At 69.5% G+C, this 13908-nt stretch carries 19 protein-coding genes and 1 pseudogene; 12 read left to right on the top strand and 8 right to left on the bottom strand.

The window, feature by feature from the left end; all coding sequences use genetic code 11:
- Positions 1–44 precede the first annotated feature (44 nt).
- Complete coding sequence (locus ACXAID_RS22750) at positions 45–1268, top strand: Rv3212 family protein (RefSeq protein ID WP_475024455.1); 1224 nt, start codon at positions 45–47, stop codon at positions 1266–1268.
- Between the two features lie 80 nt (positions 1269–1348).
- Here ACXAID_RS22750 and ACXAID_RS22745 read toward each other — a convergent pair whose 3' ends face one another.
- Positions 1349–2152, bottom strand: coding sequence for a ParA family protein (locus ACXAID_RS22745; RefSeq protein ID WP_475024454.1), 804 nt, complete (start codon positions 2150–2152; stop codon positions 1349–1351).
- A gap of 82 nt (positions 2153–2234) precedes the next feature.
- On the opposite strand from ACXAID_RS22745, the gene ACXAID_RS22740 reads away from it, so the two are divergent.
- The 3 genes from ACXAID_RS22740 to ACXAID_RS22730 are packed head-to-tail and all read left to right on the top strand — an operon-like array spanning position 2235 to position 4431.
- A complete protein-coding gene (locus ACXAID_RS22740; RefSeq protein WP_475024453.1) occupies positions 2235–2846 on the top strand; it encodes an acid phosphatase in 612 nt (203 codons plus the stop codon).
- Positions 2843–3940 (top strand): isochorismate synthase, encoded by a 1098-nt coding sequence (locus tag ACXAID_RS22735; RefSeq protein WP_475024452.1) that lies wholly within the window; start codon positions 2843–2845, stop codon positions 3938–3940. The genes ACXAID_RS22740 and ACXAID_RS22735 overlap by 4 nt, the downstream gene beginning before the upstream one ends.
- Complete coding sequence (locus tag ACXAID_RS22730) at positions 3937–4431, top strand: N-acetyltransferase family protein (protein WP_475024451.1); 495 nt, start codon at positions 3937–3939, stop codon at positions 4429–4431. The genes ACXAID_RS22735 and ACXAID_RS22730 overlap by 4 nt, the downstream gene beginning before the upstream one ends.
- Here the strand turns inward: ACXAID_RS22730 and ACXAID_RS22725 are convergent.
- The 3 genes from ACXAID_RS22725 to mymT form a co-directional block, all read right to left on the bottom strand.
- On the bottom strand, positions 4380–4790 hold the full coding sequence (locus ACXAID_RS22725; protein ID WP_475024450.1) for a hypothetical protein: 411 nt from the start codon (positions 4788–4790) through the stop codon (positions 4380–4382). The genes ACXAID_RS22730 and ACXAID_RS22725 overlap by 52 nt on opposite strands.
- Positions 4790–5233 carry a type II 3-dehydroquinate dehydratase gene (gene aroQ, locus ACXAID_RS22720; RefSeq protein WP_475024449.1) on the bottom strand — a complete coding sequence of 148 codons (444 nt, stop codon included), beginning with the start codon at positions 5231–5233 and terminating at the stop codon, positions 4790–4792. The genes ACXAID_RS22725 and aroQ overlap by 1 nt, the downstream gene beginning before the upstream one ends.
- A 64-nt stretch (positions 5234–5297) precedes the next feature.
- A complete protein-coding gene (mymT, locus tag ACXAID_RS22715; RefSeq protein ID WP_475024448.1) occupies positions 5298–5507 on the bottom strand; it encodes a copper-binding metallothionein MymT in 210 nt (69 codons plus the stop codon).
- Positions 5508–5575: 68 nt separating this feature from the next.
- On the opposite strand from mymT, the gene ACXAID_RS22710 reads away from it, so the two are divergent.
- Together ACXAID_RS22710 and whiB1 are read left to right on the top strand one after the other, a co-directional pair.
- Positions 5576–6532: a diacylglycerol/lipid kinase family protein gene (locus ACXAID_RS22710; RefSeq protein WP_475024447.1), complete on the top strand. Its 957-nt coding sequence runs from the start codon at positions 5576–5578 to the stop codon at positions 6530–6532.
- Between the two features lie 267 nt (positions 6533–6799).
- The gene (whiB1, locus tag ACXAID_RS22705; RefSeq protein WP_221370905.1) at positions 6800–7054 is read left to right on the top strand and encodes a transcriptional regulator WhiB1; all 255 of its coding nucleotides are present in this window, start codon (positions 6800–6802) and stop codon (positions 7052–7054) included.
- Positions 7055–7258: 204 nt separating this feature from the next.
- Here the strand turns inward: whiB1 and ACXAID_RS22700 are convergent, their stop codons facing one another.
- Together ACXAID_RS22700 and ACXAID_RS22695 are read right to left on the bottom strand one after the other, a co-directional pair.
- The gene (locus ACXAID_RS22700) at positions 7259–8761 is read right to left on the bottom strand and encodes a sensor histidine kinase (protein ID WP_475024446.1); all 1503 of its coding nucleotides are present in this window, start codon (positions 8759–8761) and stop codon (positions 7259–7261) included.
- A 48-nt stretch (positions 8762–8809) separates the two neighbouring features.
- Positions 8810–9025 (bottom strand): biotin/lipoyl-binding carrier protein, encoded by a 216-nt coding sequence (locus ACXAID_RS22695; RefSeq protein WP_003929140.1) that lies wholly within the window; start codon positions 9023–9025, stop codon positions 8810–8812.
- Between the two features lie 148 nt (positions 9026–9173).
- Here ACXAID_RS22695 and ACXAID_RS22690 point away from each other — a divergent pair, with 148 nt between their 5' ends.
- A complete protein-coding gene (locus ACXAID_RS22690) occupies positions 9174–9248 on the top strand; it encodes a 50S ribosomal protein bL37 (RefSeq protein WP_003416889.1) in 75 nt (24 codons plus the stop codon).
- 118 nt (positions 9249–9366) lie between these two features.
- Here the strand turns inward: ACXAID_RS22690 and rsrA are convergent, their stop codons facing one another.
- Together rsrA and ACXAID_RS22680 are read right to left on the bottom strand one after the other, a co-directional pair.
- Positions 9367–9684, bottom strand: a complete 318-nt coding sequence (gene rsrA / locus ACXAID_RS22685) for a mycothiol system anti-sigma-R factor (RefSeq protein ID WP_475024456.1) — start codon at positions 9682–9684, stop codon at positions 9367–9369.
- Positions 9685–9722: 38 nt separating this feature from the next.
- The gene (locus tag ACXAID_RS22680; protein ID WP_475024445.1) at positions 9723–10394 is read right to left on the bottom strand and encodes a sigma-70 family RNA polymerase sigma factor; all 672 of its coding nucleotides are present in this window, start codon (positions 10392–10394) and stop codon (positions 9723–9725) included.
- A 274-nt stretch (positions 10395–10668) separates the two neighbouring features.
- Here ACXAID_RS22680 and ACXAID_RS22675 point away from each other — a divergent pair, with 274 nt between their 5' ends.
- The 5 genes and pseudogenes from ACXAID_RS22675 to ACXAID_RS22655 form a co-directional block, all read left to right on the top strand.
- Complete coding sequence (locus ACXAID_RS22675; protein WP_475024444.1) at positions 10669–11331, top strand: hypothetical protein; 663 nt, start codon at positions 10669–10671, stop codon at positions 11329–11331.
- A complete protein-coding gene (locus tag ACXAID_RS22670; protein WP_475024443.1) occupies positions 11328–12311 on the top strand; it encodes a hypothetical protein in 984 nt (327 codons plus the stop codon). Before ACXAID_RS22675 ends, ACXAID_RS22670 begins: the two co-directional genes overlap by 4 nt.
- A 9-nt stretch (positions 12312–12320) precedes the next feature.
- Positions 12321–12812: a YbaK/EbsC family protein gene (locus ACXAID_RS22665; RefSeq protein ID WP_475024442.1), complete on the top strand. Its 492-nt coding sequence runs from the start codon at positions 12321–12323 to the stop codon at positions 12810–12812.
- Positions 12813–12822: 10 nt separating this feature from the next.
- On the top strand, positions 12823–13668 hold the full coding sequence (locus ACXAID_RS22660) for an SDR family oxidoreductase (RefSeq protein WP_475024441.1): 846 nt from the start codon (positions 12823–12825) through the stop codon (positions 13666–13668).
- Positions 13669–13759: 91 nt separating this feature from the next.
- A pseudogene (locus tag ACXAID_RS22655) lies at positions 13760–13908 on the top strand (class I SAM-dependent methyltransferase); the annotation flags it as partial.

The following is a 13908-nucleotide window of genomic DNA, read 5'->3' as shown; positions in this document are numbered from 1 at the left end:
GCCCCAACAAGACCACGGCCGCCAACTAGCCGAACCGCCGCGCGATGGTCAAACCTGAGCGCCGCACGCGAGCCGACGTGATCGCCGCGGTGGCGATCGCGGCGACGGTCGCCGTGGTCGCCGCCTTGGTGTGGTGGACCAGCGACGCCCGGGCGACGGTGAACCGGCCGGCCGCGGCGCCGCTGCCGGCGCTCGAATCCGCCACGACGGTGCCGGATGCGCTGGCCCAGGCCTGGACTGCCCCCAGCGCCGCCACCACCCGTCCGGTGGTCGTGGCCGGAGCCGTGGTGAGCGGCGACGGCCAGGTCATGCAGGGCCGTGACCCGCAGACCGGCGATCCGGTGTGGAGCTATGCCCGGGACCGGCAGCTGTGCGGGGTCACCTGGGTCTACAACTACGCGGTGGCCGTCTACCCGGATGGGCGCGGCTGTGGGCAGGTCAGCACGGTCGACGCCAAGACCGGCACCCGGGGCCCGTCGCGCTCGAGCTACGCCGATGACCACGTCACACTGTCCGCCGACGGCACCACGATCCTGTCCGCCGGCGACACCCGGCTGGAGATGTGGCGCTCGGACATGGTTCGGATGCTCTCCTACGGTGTCTTCGATGCGCCGATCAAGCCCGGCCTGCCGGCCTCCCCGCTGTGCCGGTTCGTCTCGGCGGCGGCGAGTTCGGCCGCGGTCTCGGTGCTGGAGTCCTGCGCGAACCAGAGTGATCTGCGCCTGACGCTGCTGCGCCCGTCCGACGAGGAGGACACCCCGGAGGTGAAGTACGCCCAGCAGCGCGGTGTCGGTGACGGGACCGGGGCCCGGGTGGTGGCGGTCGCCGACACCTTGACCGCGGTCTACGTGCCGACCCCCAAACCCCGCGTCGACATCGTCGACGAGACGGGGGTGGTCACCGACAGCACCGTGGTCAGCGGGGTTCCGGTGGCCGAGTCGGCCACCAGCCGCGCCGGTGACCTGATCACCTGGTGGACCGGTGAGACGGTGATGGTGTTCTCGGCCAACGACCTTCAGTACAAATACACCGTGGCCGGCGCGCCGGACGAGGCGGGGCGGGGCGCCCCGGTCGGTCCGGCGACGACCATGGCCGGCAAGCTGCTGGTCCCGGTCAGCGGCGGCTACGACGTGTTCGACCCGGCAACCGGCGACGGGGAGAAACACATCCCGGTGTCCCGACCCGCGCTCGACGGCCCGGTGGTGCCTGCGGTGGCGGGGTCGACGGTGCTCGAGCAGCGCGGCGACGACCTGGTCGCCCTGCGCTGATCCGGCGCCGAAATGGCATTCCAGCAGCGCTGCTCTCGCACTTTCGCGGCCGGAATGCCATTTCGGCGAGGTCGGGCCCGTCAGACGTCGGGGGTGAACGTCGGCAGCGCCTTGCCGTTCTTCCAGTGCCTGAGCAGCGCGTCGGCCAGTTCCCGGTAAGCCATCGCGCCCTTGTTCTTGCGCCCGGTCAGCACCGACGACCCCGACGCGCTGGCCTCGGCGAAGCGCACGGTGCGCGGGATCGGCGGCGCGATCACCGGAAGCGAATAGCGGTCGGCCACGTCGAGCAGCACGTCGCGGCTGTGCGTGGTCCGCGAGTCGTACAGCGTCGGCAGCGCGCCGAGCAGCGACAGGTCGGGATTGGTGATCTGCTGCACGTCGTTGATGGTGCGCAGGAACTGGCCGACACCGCGGTGCGCCAGCGTCTCGCACTGCAGCGGCACCATCACCGCGTCGGCGGCGGTCAGACCGTTGAGCGTCAACACCCCCAGTGACGGCGGACAGTCGATGATCACCACATCAAAGTCGTTGTTCACCTTGGCCAGCGCGCGCTTGAGCGCATACTCCCGGCCCGCCCGCATCAGCAGCATCGCCTCGGCACCGGCCAGGTCGATGTTGGCGGGCAGCAGGGTCATTCCCTCCGCCGTACTGACCAACGCGGCATCGGGCTCGACGTCGCCGAGCAGCACTTCGTGCACCGAAACCGCCAGCTTGTCCGGGTCCTGACCCAACGAGAACGTCAGACAACCCTGCGGATCCAGGTCGACGAGCAGCACCCGTTTACCCATCTCCACCATTGCCGCACCCAACGACGCCACCGTTGTGGTTTTGGCGACCCCACCCTTTTGATTGGCGACAGCAAGTACCCGCGTCACGCTTCCCATCCTGTCATGATCCCCGGTGTACCCGATCTTGTTTGACCCGCACACCCCTGTCGGGACGCACCGTGCGGCAGAATCGGACCCTGTGGGCCTCACCGAGCACCGGCTGATCCTGCTCCGTCACGGCGAGACGGAGTGGTCGAAGTCCGGCAAGCACACCAGCCGCACCGAACTCGAACTGACTCCGCACGGCCGCGAGCAGGCCCAGGCGGCCGCCGACACACTGCGCCAGATGCAACTCGACAACCCGTTCGTGGTCAGCAGCCCGCGGGTACGCGCCCGGACCACCGCCGAGTTGGCCGGCCTGACCGTCGACGAGATCAATCCGCTGATCAGCGAATGGGATTACGGCGACTACGAGGGCACCACGACCGTGGAGATCCGCCGGGCGGTGCCCAACTGGCTGGTGTGGACGCACGGGTGCCCCGGCGGGGAGACCTCGGCGCAGGTGTGCCAGCGTGCCGACCAGGCCATCGCGATGGCGCTGGAACACCTGCAGTCCCGCGACGTGGTGTTCGTCGGGCACGGCCACTTCTCCCGTGCGGTGATCACCCGCTGGATCGAACAACCCGTCTACGAGGGCATCCGGTTCGCGATGCCGGCGGTGTCGATCGCGGTGTGCGGATTCGAGCACGGGGTGCGCCAGCTCGCCGCGCTGGGTTTGACGGGCCACCCCAACCCGGCCACACCGGCGTGACCCGCGAACCGACGTTCGTGCTGGCCGGCCCCGACGGCGCCGTGGTCGCCGACGGTGTGCACACCGCCTTCAGCCAGATCGGCGAAGCCCGCGCCGCACTGGCCTCGCACAGCGCACCGATCGTGTTGGGCGCCTTGCCTTTCGACACGGCCCGGCCGGCAGCGCTGATCCGTCCGCAGGCGGTGCGGTTCACTGACACGCTGCCGGCGTGGCCGAGCCGCGAGCTGCCGACGGTCAGCATCGCCGAGATGCTGCCCGAGGCCGAAGTGCACCGCGACCGGGTCGCCGCCGCGCTTTCGCGGCTGCGTGATCCGGCCGATCCGTTGCACAAGGTGGTGCTGGCGCGGGCGCTGCGGTGCAGCGCCGACGGCCCGCTGGACGCCCGCACGGTGCTGTTGCGGCTGGCTGCCGACGACGCACAGGCCACCAAGTATCTGGTCGACCTGTCGGCGGCCGGCGAGGGCTGTTCCGGCACCGTGCTGCTGGGCGCCAGCCCCGAGTTGCTGGTCGCCCGGCACGGAGACCGGGTACTGTGCCGGCCGTTCGCCGGATCTGCTCCGCGGCTGCCCGATCCCGACGAGGACGCGGCCAGCGGGGCCGCGCTGGCCGACTCGGCGAAGAACCGCCACGAACACCAGTTGGTGGTCGACGCGTTGGCCGAGGCACTCGACCCGCTGTGCACCGATCTCGAGATCGCCGAGCGCCCGCAGCTGTCCAAGACCGCAGCGGTCTGGCATCTCTACACCCCCATCTCCGGACGTCTCCGCGAAAAATCGACCACTGCATTGGATCTCGCGGTGGCACTGCATCCGACACCGGCGGTCGGGGGGTCGCCCACGGCAGCGGCGACCGCGCTGATCGACGAGATCGAGGGCGATCGCGGGTTCTACGCCGGCACCGTGGGCTGGTGCGATCAGCGCGGTGACGGCCGCTGGGTGGTGTCGATCCGCTGCGCGCAGCTGTCCGCCGACCGGCGCACCGCGGTGGCCCACTCCGGCGGCGGGATCGTCGCCGAATCCGACCCCGACGACGAGGTCGCCGAGACCACCGCGAAATTCCGGACGATACTGTCCGCACTGGGAGTAGCACCATGACCGACAGCGACGCCGTCATCCGCCCCGCCCGCGACGGCGACGTGGCCGAACTGACCGCGATGGTTCACGAGCTGGCCGAGTTCGAACATGCGGCGGCCGACTGCACCGTGACCGAAACCCAATTGCGGAACGCGCTTTTCGGGCCGCAACCGACGGTGCACGCGCATGTCGCCGAGGTGGACGGACAGGCCGCGGCCGCAGCACTGTGGTTCCTGAACTTCTCCACCTGGGACGGTGTGCCCGGCATCTACCTGGAGGATCTGTTCGTGCGCCCGCAGTTCCGCCGGCGGGGCCTGGCGCGGCGGCTGCTGGCCGCGCTGGCCCGGGAATGCGTCGACCACGGCTACTCGCGGCTGAGCTGGGCGGTGCTGGACTGGAACGTCAACGCGATCGCGCTCTACGACGGCGTCGGCGGCACACCGCAGAGCGAGTGGATCACCTACCGGGTGTCCGGTCCGCGTCTGTCGGCGTTGGCGGCCGAATCCGGCTGAGCCAGCCAGCCCACCACCGACGGGCTGAACAACAGAGCCAGCACCGTGATCGACGCGGCCCCCACCACCACCGCGTAGCGCACCTGGCCGGAGGTGAACACGTACCAGGCGACGCCGAGCAGCAGCAGGTTGGCGAACACCGCGATACCGCGACCCCAACGCCGCCCGGTCCACAACGCCCAGCCCGCGGCCGCCACCCCGGAGCCCATGATCGCGAACCACGCGGCGGTGCCGTAGCCGCTGATCGCGTCCTCGTGGTGGCCGGCCAGTTCGCGCACCACCAACACGACGGCCATCACCAGACCGAGCACACCCTCGGTCGCGGCGATGGCGCCGGCGATGCGCAGCCCGCGAGGCATCAGCCGGCCAGCCTGTCGGCCAGGTAGCGCACCGCCAGCTCGTAGCCCAGCGGGCCGGCGCCGGCGATGACCGTCTCGGCGACCGCCGACACATAGGAATGGTGCCGGAACTGCTCGCGGGCGTGGATGTTGCTCAGGTGCACCTCGGCGACCGGCAACCCGACCGAACGCAGCGCATCGGCGATCGCGACGGAGGTGTGGCTGTAGGCGGCGGGGTTGATGACGATGCCGGCGCAGTCGGCCGCCGCGGCGTGAATGGCGTCGACGAGCGCGCCCTCGTGGTTGCTCTGCACGGTGCGGACCTGCAGCCCCGCCTCCGCGGCCACCTCGGCGACCCTGGCCTCGATTTGGGCCAGCGTGGTGGTGCCGTACACCTCGGGTTGGCGGGTGCCCAGCAGGTTGAGGTTCGGCCCGTTGACGAGCAGCAGTCGGCGTTCGGTCACCGTTGTACGGTACCGGCGCCGACCCTGCGCAGGTGTCCGTCGCCGACAACGCCGGCTGTGCCGGCTACTTGTCGACCGGCACCATCTCGGTGCCGCAGGCACACACATAGGACTGCCCGGCGCCCGGGCAGTGACATTCGGACTGCACCAGAACGCGGCATCCGCACCCGTCGTGGGCGCAGGTCAGCACGGTGCCTTCGGGAACCACGGTCATCTGCCACTGGAGTTCACTCGTCGTCTGCGGACATATTCCATTGTCCTGATATGTGTTCATGCCGGCGATCGATCCGCGGCATCGGCCGTTGTCCGGCGTTCACCGGAGCCCCGTTAGGCTGAGCCATCGTGCGCGCCGTGCTGATCGTGAACCCGAATGCGACATCGACGACACCCGCGGGGCGCGATCTGCTGGCACACGCGCTGGAAAGCCGCACCCGGCTGACCGTCGAACACACCGACCACCGCGGCCATGCGATCGAGATCGCCGAGCAGGCCACCGCGGACGGGGTCGACGTGGTGATCGTGCACGGCGGTGACGGCACGGTGAACGAGGTCGTCAACGGCATCCGCGGCGCACTCGGCCCGGGCGTGCGCGGCCCCGCGGTCGGGGTGGTGCCCGGCGGTTCGGCCAACGTGTTCGCCCGGGCGCTGGGTATCAGCCCCGACCCGATCGAGGCCACCAATCAGCTGGTCGACCTGCTCGGCGAGTACCGGCGCGGCGCGGCGTGGCGCCGCATCGGGTTGATGGACTGCGGCGAGCGGTGGGCGGTGTTCACCGCCGGGATGGGTGTCGACGGCGACGTGGTCGCCGCGGTGGAGGCGCAACGCGACAAGGGGCGCAAGGTCACCGCGTCGCGCTACATCCGGGTGGCGATCCGCGAGGTGCTGGCCAGCGCACGCCGGGAGCCCCACCTGACGGTGCAGCTACCCGGCCGTGAGCCGATCACCGGCGTGCACTTCGCGTTCGTGTCCAACTCCAGCCCCTGGACGTACGCCAACAACCGCCCGGTGTGGACGAACCCGGGCACCACGTTCGAGACGGGCCTCGGCGTCTTCGCGACCACCAGCATGAACGTGTGGGCCAACCTGGGGTTGGTGCAGCAGATGATCTCGCGCAAGCCCCGGCTCGAGGCGCGGCACCTGGTCCGCGACGACAACCTGCCCTGGCTGACGGTGACCAGCGACACCCCGGTGGCATGCCAGATCGACGGCGATTACATCGGCGAGCGGGACTCGCTGCGCTTCACCGCCGTGCCCGACGCCCTCGCCGTGGTCGCCCCACCGGCCGAACCTTCGAAATAAGGGCCTTGAACTGGGCAAACGCTTAGAGTCAGCTAACTCACAGGCGTGAATTAGAGCGCAGGTGGTTTAAGACTAGTACAAACGTGTTAGGCAACCGGTAACAGGCCCTAGCAGTGACATTGCCCACGTGTTAACGAAGTTCTATTGACATCTGTTCAGCCTGTGAAAGCATCGGATGCAACAGCGCAGAAACATTCGGTGCGCTTGCGTTAACAGCCGAAGTAAAGCTCGTGCGCATTGCTGCGCACATGACAAGGAGTATGACTCATGGATTGGCGCCACAAGGCGGTCTGTCGCGACGAGGATCCGGAACTGTTCTTCCCGGTGGGAAACAGCGGTCCGGCACTGGCTCAGATCGCTGACGCAAAGCTCGTCTGTGCTCGCTGCCCGGTCACCGCGGAGTGCTTGAGCTGGGCATTGGACTCAGGTCAGGACGCCGGCGTGTGGGGCGGCATGAGCGAGGACGAGCGTCGTGCCCTCAAGCGTCGCAACGCGCGCACCAAGGCACGCACAGGGGTCTGATAGACCAAACCGGCACACCGAGCCGACGGCCCCGACCAATGGTCGGGGCCGTTAGTTTTGTGAATTCGATTTCCGGCGCGAATTCCGGACGGCGAATTCGCGCCCGTGGTGCCGCCGGACCGCGGCGGTATTGGCTCGTCCGCGAGGCGAAGTCAGAACTGTCCGCCCCGCGGACCTCTCAGAACTGTCCGCCCCGCGGACCCCTCAGAACTGTCCGCCCCGCGGACGGCGGCCGACCGGGACCCGCAGGATCACATCGGTGCCGCCGCTCGGAGCGTCGTGCATGCCCAGCGAGCCGTCGAGTTCGGCGGCGACCAGGGTCCGCACGATCTGCAGCCCGAGCCGGTCGGATTTCTCCAGGCTGAAGCCCTCCGGCAGCCCCCGCCCGTCGTCGTTGATCACGACGTCGAGCCAGCGTGCCGATCGTTCGGCGCGGATGGTCACACAGCCGTGCGCGTTGGCCGGGTCTTCGAAGGCGTGCTCGATGGCGTTCTGCACCAACTCGGTGATCACCATGATCAGTGCCGTGGCGCGGTCGGCGTCGAGCACCCCCAGCTCCCCCACCCGGTTGATCCGGATGGGGGCCTCGGAGATCTCGGGGGTGGCGACGTCGTTCATGATCGGCAGGATCCGGTCGACGACCTCATCGAGATTGACCTCTTCGTCGACCGACATCGACAGCGCGTCGTGCACCAGCGCGATCGAGGACACCCGGCGCACCGATTCGATGAGTGCCTCACGCCCTTCGGGATTGCTGGTCCGGCGCGCCTGCAGCCGCAGCAGGGCGGCGACGGTCTGCAGGTTGTTCTTCACCCGGTGATGGATCTCCCGGATGGTCGCGTCCTTGGACAGCAACGCCCGGTCCCGGCGTTTGACCTCGGTGACGTCGCGGATCAGTACCGCCGCGCCCACCCCGGCGCCGTGAACGACCAGCGGAAGCGTGCGCAGCAGGACCGCCGCGCCGCCGGCGTCGACCTCCATCCGCATGCTCGACCCACCCGACAGCGAGTCACGGACGTGGTTGGCCAGCTCTTGGGCCTCGAACGGATCGGAGATCAACGGCCGGGTGACGCTGACCAGGTTGCGGCCCTCGAGTTCGGCGGTCAACCCCATCCGGTGCAGCGCCGAGATCGCGTTCGGGCTGGCGAAGGTGACCCCACCGGTCTCGTCGAGGCGGATGAACCCGTCGCCGGCGCGCGGACTCGACCGGGACATCGCCAGATCGCCCACGTTGGGGAAGGTTCCCTCGGAGAGCATGTGCAGCAGGTCCACCGCGCACGCCACATACGCGGTTTCCAGCGGGCTGGCCTGCCTGGGTGCCAGCGAGGTCTGATGGGTCAGCGCGGCGACCACGTCGGTCTTGTAGCGCACCGGCACCGCCTCCACCCGGATGCCGGGAGAACCGTCGCCGCCCTGGACGGTGGAGGCACCGATGACGCCCGAGTCGAACGCCGCGGCCACGATCGGGTGGTCGTCGGGCGTGGCGACCGTTCCGACCGAGTCGGCCAGCATCACCGTCGGGGCGGTGTTGGGCCGCACCTGGGCCACGCAGACCAGCATCCCGTCGTCGCGGCGCACCCACATCAGATAGTCGGCGAACGACAGGTCCGCCAGCAGCTGCCACTCACCGACGACCGCGTGCAGGTGGTCGACGGCGTTTCCGGGCAGCACGGTGTGCTCGGCGAGCAGGTCACCGAGGGTGGACATGGCTTACCGGAACGCCGGTGCCGCCGTCGAGGTCTGAACCACGCGGCCCTAGCTGATGACGGCGATCAGGTCGCCGGCCTGGATCACATCGCCGACGGCCACGCTGACCTTGCTGACGGTGCCGGCGACCTCGGCGAGCACCGGGATCTCCATCTTCATCGACTCGAGCAGCACCAGGGTGTCGCCTTCACCGATCTGATCGCCCTCGTGGACCACGACCTCGAGCACACTGGCCACGATCTCCGCGCGAACGTCCTCGGCCATCTTCACCCCACTCAACTGAACTGCTGCCGGTATGTCGCGTCTATCGAACCACACGGCACTGTGGACGGAGCATCAACCGGCCCGTGAGACAATGGTGGACAACGCCCGGACAGACGGGCACCCACGAACGACCCTTCGGAGGTACATGATGGCCAAGCGAGGCCGGAAGAAGCGCGACCGCAAGTACAGCAAGGCCAACCACGGCAAGCGACCCAATTCCTGACCGTCCGGTCTCGCGCCGGAAACAGGCGAACCGCCCGAGCTTCGACGAAGCCGGGCGGTTCTTCGTTACCGGTCAGTCTTTGCCGGTGACTCTCTGCGGGTGACTCGCTGGCGGTGACTCAGCGGCGGATGATCGTGGTGCGGCTGATCTCGATGCGCAGCCGCTCCCGCAGCCCGTCGGGCGCACGTTCGCCGCTGCACTTGACGGCGATCAACTTCTTCACCCGCTCTTCGATCCCGTAGTGGCGCAGGCAGCTGGGACATTCCTCGAGGTGCCGGCGCAGCCGGTCGCGCGTCTCGACGGTGCACTCACCGTCGAGCAGCGTCCACACCTCGGCGATCACCGCGGCGCACTCGGGATGTTCGGGGTCCACCGGTCCGACGGGCGGGGTCCAGCGCTCCTCGGAGTCCGCGACACCTGAGGACGTGGAGGGCATGGACGATTCCGAAGCGCCCGGGGTGTTCTCGCTGCCGCTCATGACGAAACCTCCTCGGGAGCGTCCTGACCCCGAATGAAGCCACGGTCGCGGGCCACATCGCCCAACAGCTCACGTAGTTGGCGCCTGCCGCGGTGCAGCCGCGACATCACCGTTCCGATCGGGGTGTCCATGATCTCGGCGATCTCCTTGTAGGGGAAGCCCTCGACGTCGGCGTAGTACACCGCCATCCGGAACTCCTCGGGCAGAGCCTGCAGGGCTTCTTTGATCTCACTGTCGGGTAGCAGCTCCAGCGCCTCCACCTCCGCCGACCGCAGCCCGGTCGACGAGTGCTCGGCGTTGGCCGCCAGCTGCCAGTCGGTGATCTCCTCGGTGGGATACTCCGCGGGCTGACGCTGTTTCTTGCGGTAGCTGTTGATGTAGGTGTTGGTCAGGATCCGGTACAACCACGCCTTGAGGTTGGTTCCCTCCCGGAACGACCGGAACCCCGAATAGGCCTTGACCATCGTTTCCTGCAGCAGGTCCTCGGCATCGGCGGGGTTGCGCGTCATCCGCAGCGCACCGCCGTAGAGCTGGTCGAGCAGCGGGATCGCGTCCCGCTCGAAGCGGGCGGTCAGCTCGGCATCGGTTTCCTCATGCCCGGCCCGGCCGTCCGCGTCTGTCTGTCCCTCGAGAGCGCTCTTCGAGGCGACCCCATCGGTGTCGGTCATCGTGGGGAGCACCGTCCCTTCTGTAGCGGCGTCACCAAACAGCTCCGGTAGATCCACCGGACGCCTTGGGGCCTCCATGGGCAGCGCTGTCAACACTGGCACCGAAAATCCCCTTCCCACGATCCTAGAGGTAGACACCGACTACGGGCGGTGGCCGGCCTCGCGGTCGGGCCACTACTGGTGTGACACAACAGCGGGCACCCGCGCGGTTGTTCCCCGGCCTGCGTGGTAGCGGGGGCGGATGCAGCGCCCGTCGGGAATACTCACTGTGCCGATGGACGTGTCAACCACCCTGGTCGTCGCCGCCGCCACAGTGCTCGTCGTCGCCACGACGCTGGCGTGGTGGCTGCGCAGACGTGCCTTGTTCCATTCGGCTCTGCAGCAGCGCGGCTGGCTCACCAGCACCAGCGGGGACGACACCGTCGTCATCCCGGTCACCGGCGACTGGAAGCTGACCATGACCCGGTCCGGGTCCCCCCAGCACACCCCGCCGAGCACCCAGATCGTCACCAGCATCTGGACCTGCCCGACACCCGCGACGCTGGGCCCGGTGCTGGTCGTCGGCCCGGCACCGCCGCCGGAACTACGCGAGCTGGCCGCCGACCTGATCGGCGGCGCATCCCCGTGGATGACCCGATTCCTGGGCATCGACCACGTCACCGGAGGCCGCCCGCTGCAGCCGCTGCCCGCCATGGACGACCGGCTGCTGGTGTTCGCGACCGACGGGATCGGGCCGACCGGCACCCTGCGGGCGGTGGCCGACGCGGTCGGCGACTGGTGCGCGAAGTTCGACGACGAAGACGAGCAGCCGGTGCTGACGATCGACGCATCCGGGCTGTCGGTGCGGGTCCGCGCCGACGTGCTCGACTCGGTCGAGACCGCCGACGCGTTCGTCAACCTGGGCCTGCGCTGTCGCGGCGCGGTCAGCCGGTCATGACCCTGGCCCTGGCGTGGGCCGGACTGGCCGCGGTCGTCGCCGGATTGGCCTACCGGTGGCGCCGGCGCGCGGGCATGCTGTGCCTGCTGGTACTCGCCACCGCACCGGCCTTGCTCCTGGCCGTGCCGGCGACCGGCGACGTGGCACCCGATCTGCTCGGTTGGGCCGCCCGGATCCTGGTCGCCACCGTGATCCTGTCGGTACTGGCGGTGCTGCTCGTCACCTTCGGCCTGCCCCGGCTGGTGAGCCGGCACGACCGGCACGGCGCCCTGGTGGCGTGCGCCGCGCTGGCAGCGATGTACGGCGCGGCGGGCCTGTTCCTCGCGCTGCCAGCGGCCGATGAGATGCAGGTGGGAGAGCTGCCGGTGCTGCGTGACCGTGACGCGTTCATCGCCTGGCGGGACGCTCCGCAGACACCGGGCGCGGTGCTGCTGGACGGGGTCATCAGTGAGCGCAGCCCCACCCTGGACGAGCCGCACGACGTGGTGGCGGCCCACTCCTGCCTGGCCGTCGGCTCACAACACCTCCCGCTGCCCGGCAACCGGCTGCCCGGCAGCTACCTGGTCGATTTCCCGGGCGGACCGCCCATCGTGGTCGACGGCATCGGTTCGGGGACCCAGGCGTGGAACTGGCCGACGGGACGAGACGAGGACGCCGGGTCCGGCGACTGCGTGTTGCGCCGCGGTGACCGGGTGGTGGTCTGGGGTGTGCTGCAGGGCGGCCTGGGCGGCGGCGCGACGTCGCACACGGGGCTGGCCGATGTGCACCTCATCGCTGCCGGTGCACCGGGCACGTTCCTGGACGGCTACCTACCGGCCGCCCGGCACACCGGCCGGGCGGTGCTCGCGCTGGCCGCGCTCAACGGAGCGCTCGCGGTGGCGGTCCTGGGGATCGGGGTCCGCACCTACCGCCGGCTGGCCCGAACCGGAACCGACGATCCCGCAAGAATCACCTGGCGCACCGGGCCGCGCCGAACCTAATCTGTGCCGGTGGCGCGAGCAGCAACCCCGGCGATCGCGGCCCTGGTGGCTGCCGGCGCCCCGCACACCGTGGTCCAGTACACGCACGACCCGCGGGCCGAGTCGTTCGGCGAGGAGGCCGTCGCCGCGCTCGCCGAAGCCGAGGGAGTTCAGCCCGAGCAGATCTTCAAGACCCTCGTGGTCGCGTTGCCCACGGGGCTGGCGGTCGCGGTGCTGCCGGCGCCCGCCAAGCTGTCGCTCAAGGCCGCCGCAGCGGCTCTCGGGGCACCCAAGGCGACCATGGCCGATCCGGCGGCGGCACAGCGGTCCAGCGGCTACGTCGTGGGTGGCATCTCACCGCTGGGGCAGCGCAAGCCGCTGCCGACCGTCGTGGACTCCTCTGCGCTGCACTGGGACCGGGTGCTGTGCAGCGCCGGAAAACGGGGCTGGGACATCTCGCTGGATCCTGGGGATCTGGTGCGGCTGACCAAGGCGGTCACCGCCGACATCCGCGCCGTCTAGGGTGGGCCCCATGTCGTTCGCGGGAAAGACCATGTTCATCTCGGGGGCCAGCCGCGGTATCGGGCTGGCGATCGCCAAACGGGTGGCCGCCGACGGCGCCAACATCGCACTGGTCGCCAAGACCGCCGAACCGCACCCGAAACTGGAGGGCACCGTCTACACGGCGGCCAAGGAGATCGAGGAGGTCGGCGGCCAGGCGCTGCCGATCGTCGGCGACATCCGCGACGGCGACTCGGTGGCCGCGGCCGTGGCCAAGACCGTCGAGCAGTTCGGCGGCATCGACATCTGCGTGAACAACGCCTCGGCGATCAACCTGGGATCTATCGAGGATGTGCCGCTCAAACGGTTCGACCTGATGAACGGCATCCAGGTGCGGGGCACCTATGCGGTGTCGCAGGCCTGCATCCCGCACATGAAGGGGCGGGAGAACCCGCACATCCTGACGCTGTCGCCGCCGGTGCTGCTGGAGCCCAAGTGGCTCAAACCCGCCCCGTACATGATGGCGAAGTACGGGATGACCCTGTGCGCGTTGGGCATCGCCGAAGAGATGCGCGGAGTCGGGATCGCGTCGAACACGCTGTGGCCGCGCACCATGGTGGCCACCGCGGCGGTGCAGAACCTGCTCGGCGGCGATGAGTCGATGGCGCGCGCACGCAAGCCCGAGGTGTATTCCGATGCCGCCTACGTGGTGTTGTCCAAGCCGGCCGACTACACCGGTCACACGCTGCTGTGCGAGGACGTGCTGGTCGAGTCCGGGGTGACCGACCTGTCGGTGTACGACTGTGTGCCCGGCTCGGATCTGGGCGTCGACCTGTGGGTCGAGAGCGCCAACCCGCCGGGCTACACCCCGCGCTGAGTGCTCGCGAACGTGCATTCCCTGTAGCGTCCGTCGCGGTCCAGCGACAGGGAACTCACGTTCGCGGACTCAAAGGTGGCACGCTGGTGCGGTGCCCCCGTCTCTCTGGTCCGCCGGCCGCTACGACGCCGTCGGAGAACGCATCGCCCCCATCGCCGAACAGCTGCTCGACGCCGTCGCCCGGCGGCGCCCGCTCGCTGGCGCCGACGTGGTCGACCTGGCCTGCGGCACCGGAAGCGT

Source organism: Mycobacterium sp. ABE4_509 (genome assembly GCF_056160785.1).
Note: the sequence above shows the minus strand (reverse complement) of the source record. Positions and strands in the feature narration are given on the sequence as shown.

What these genes read in the sequence shown, in the direction of transcription:
- ACXAID_RS22680 (WP_475024445.1), bottom strand. Translation starts at nt 10,394, where the DNA reads ATGACCGACACCGATGGGGTCGCCTCGAAGAGCGCTCTCGAGGGACAG.
- ACXAID_RS22695 (WP_003929140.1), bottom strand. Translation starts at nt 9,025, where the DNA reads ATGGCCGAGGACGTTCGCGCGGAGATCGTGGCCAGTGTGCTCGAGGTC.
- ACXAID_RS22675 (WP_475024444.1), top strand. Translation starts at nt 10,669, where the DNA reads ATGGACGTGTCAACCACCCTGGTCGTCGCCGCCGCCACAGTGCTCGTC.
- rsrA (WP_475024456.1), bottom strand. Translation starts at nt 9,684, where the DNA reads ATGCCCTCCACGTCCTCAGGTGTCGCGGACTCCGAGGAGCGCTGGACC.
- ACXAID_RS22725 (WP_475024450.1), bottom strand. Translation starts at nt 4,790, where the DNA reads ATGCCTCGCGGGCTGCGCATCGCCGGCGCCATCGCCGCGACCGAGGGT.
- ACXAID_RS22700 (WP_475024446.1), bottom strand. Translation starts at nt 8,761, where the DNA reads ATGTCCACCCTCGGTGACCTGCTCGCCGAGCACACCGTGCTGCCCGGA.
- whiB1 (WP_221370905.1), top strand. Translation starts at nt 6,800, where the DNA reads ATGGATTGGCGCCACAAGGCGGTCTGTCGCGACGAGGATCCGGAACTG.
- ACXAID_RS22660 (WP_475024441.1), top strand. Translation starts at nt 12,823, where the DNA reads ATGTCGTTCGCGGGAAAGACCATGTTCATCTCGGGGGCCAGCCGCGGT.
- ACXAID_RS22750 (WP_475024455.1), top strand. Translation starts at nt 45, where the DNA reads ATGGTCAAACCTGAGCGCCGCACGCGAGCCGACGTGATCGCCGCGGTG.
- ACXAID_RS22730 (WP_475024451.1), top strand. Translation starts at nt 3,937, where the DNA reads ATGACCGACAGCGACGCCGTCATCCGCCCCGCCCGCGACGGCGACGTG.
- mymT (WP_475024448.1), bottom strand. Translation starts at nt 5,507, where the DNA reads ATGAACACATATCAGGACAATGGAATATGTCCGCAGACGACGAGTGAA.
- ACXAID_RS22670 (WP_475024443.1), top strand. Translation starts at nt 11,328, where the DNA reads ATGACCCTGGCCCTGGCGTGGGCCGGACTGGCCGCGGTCGTCGCCGGA.
- ACXAID_RS22745 (WP_475024454.1), bottom strand. Translation starts at nt 2,152, where the DNA reads ATGGGAAGCGTGACGCGGGTACTTGCTGTCGCCAATCAAAAGGGTGGG.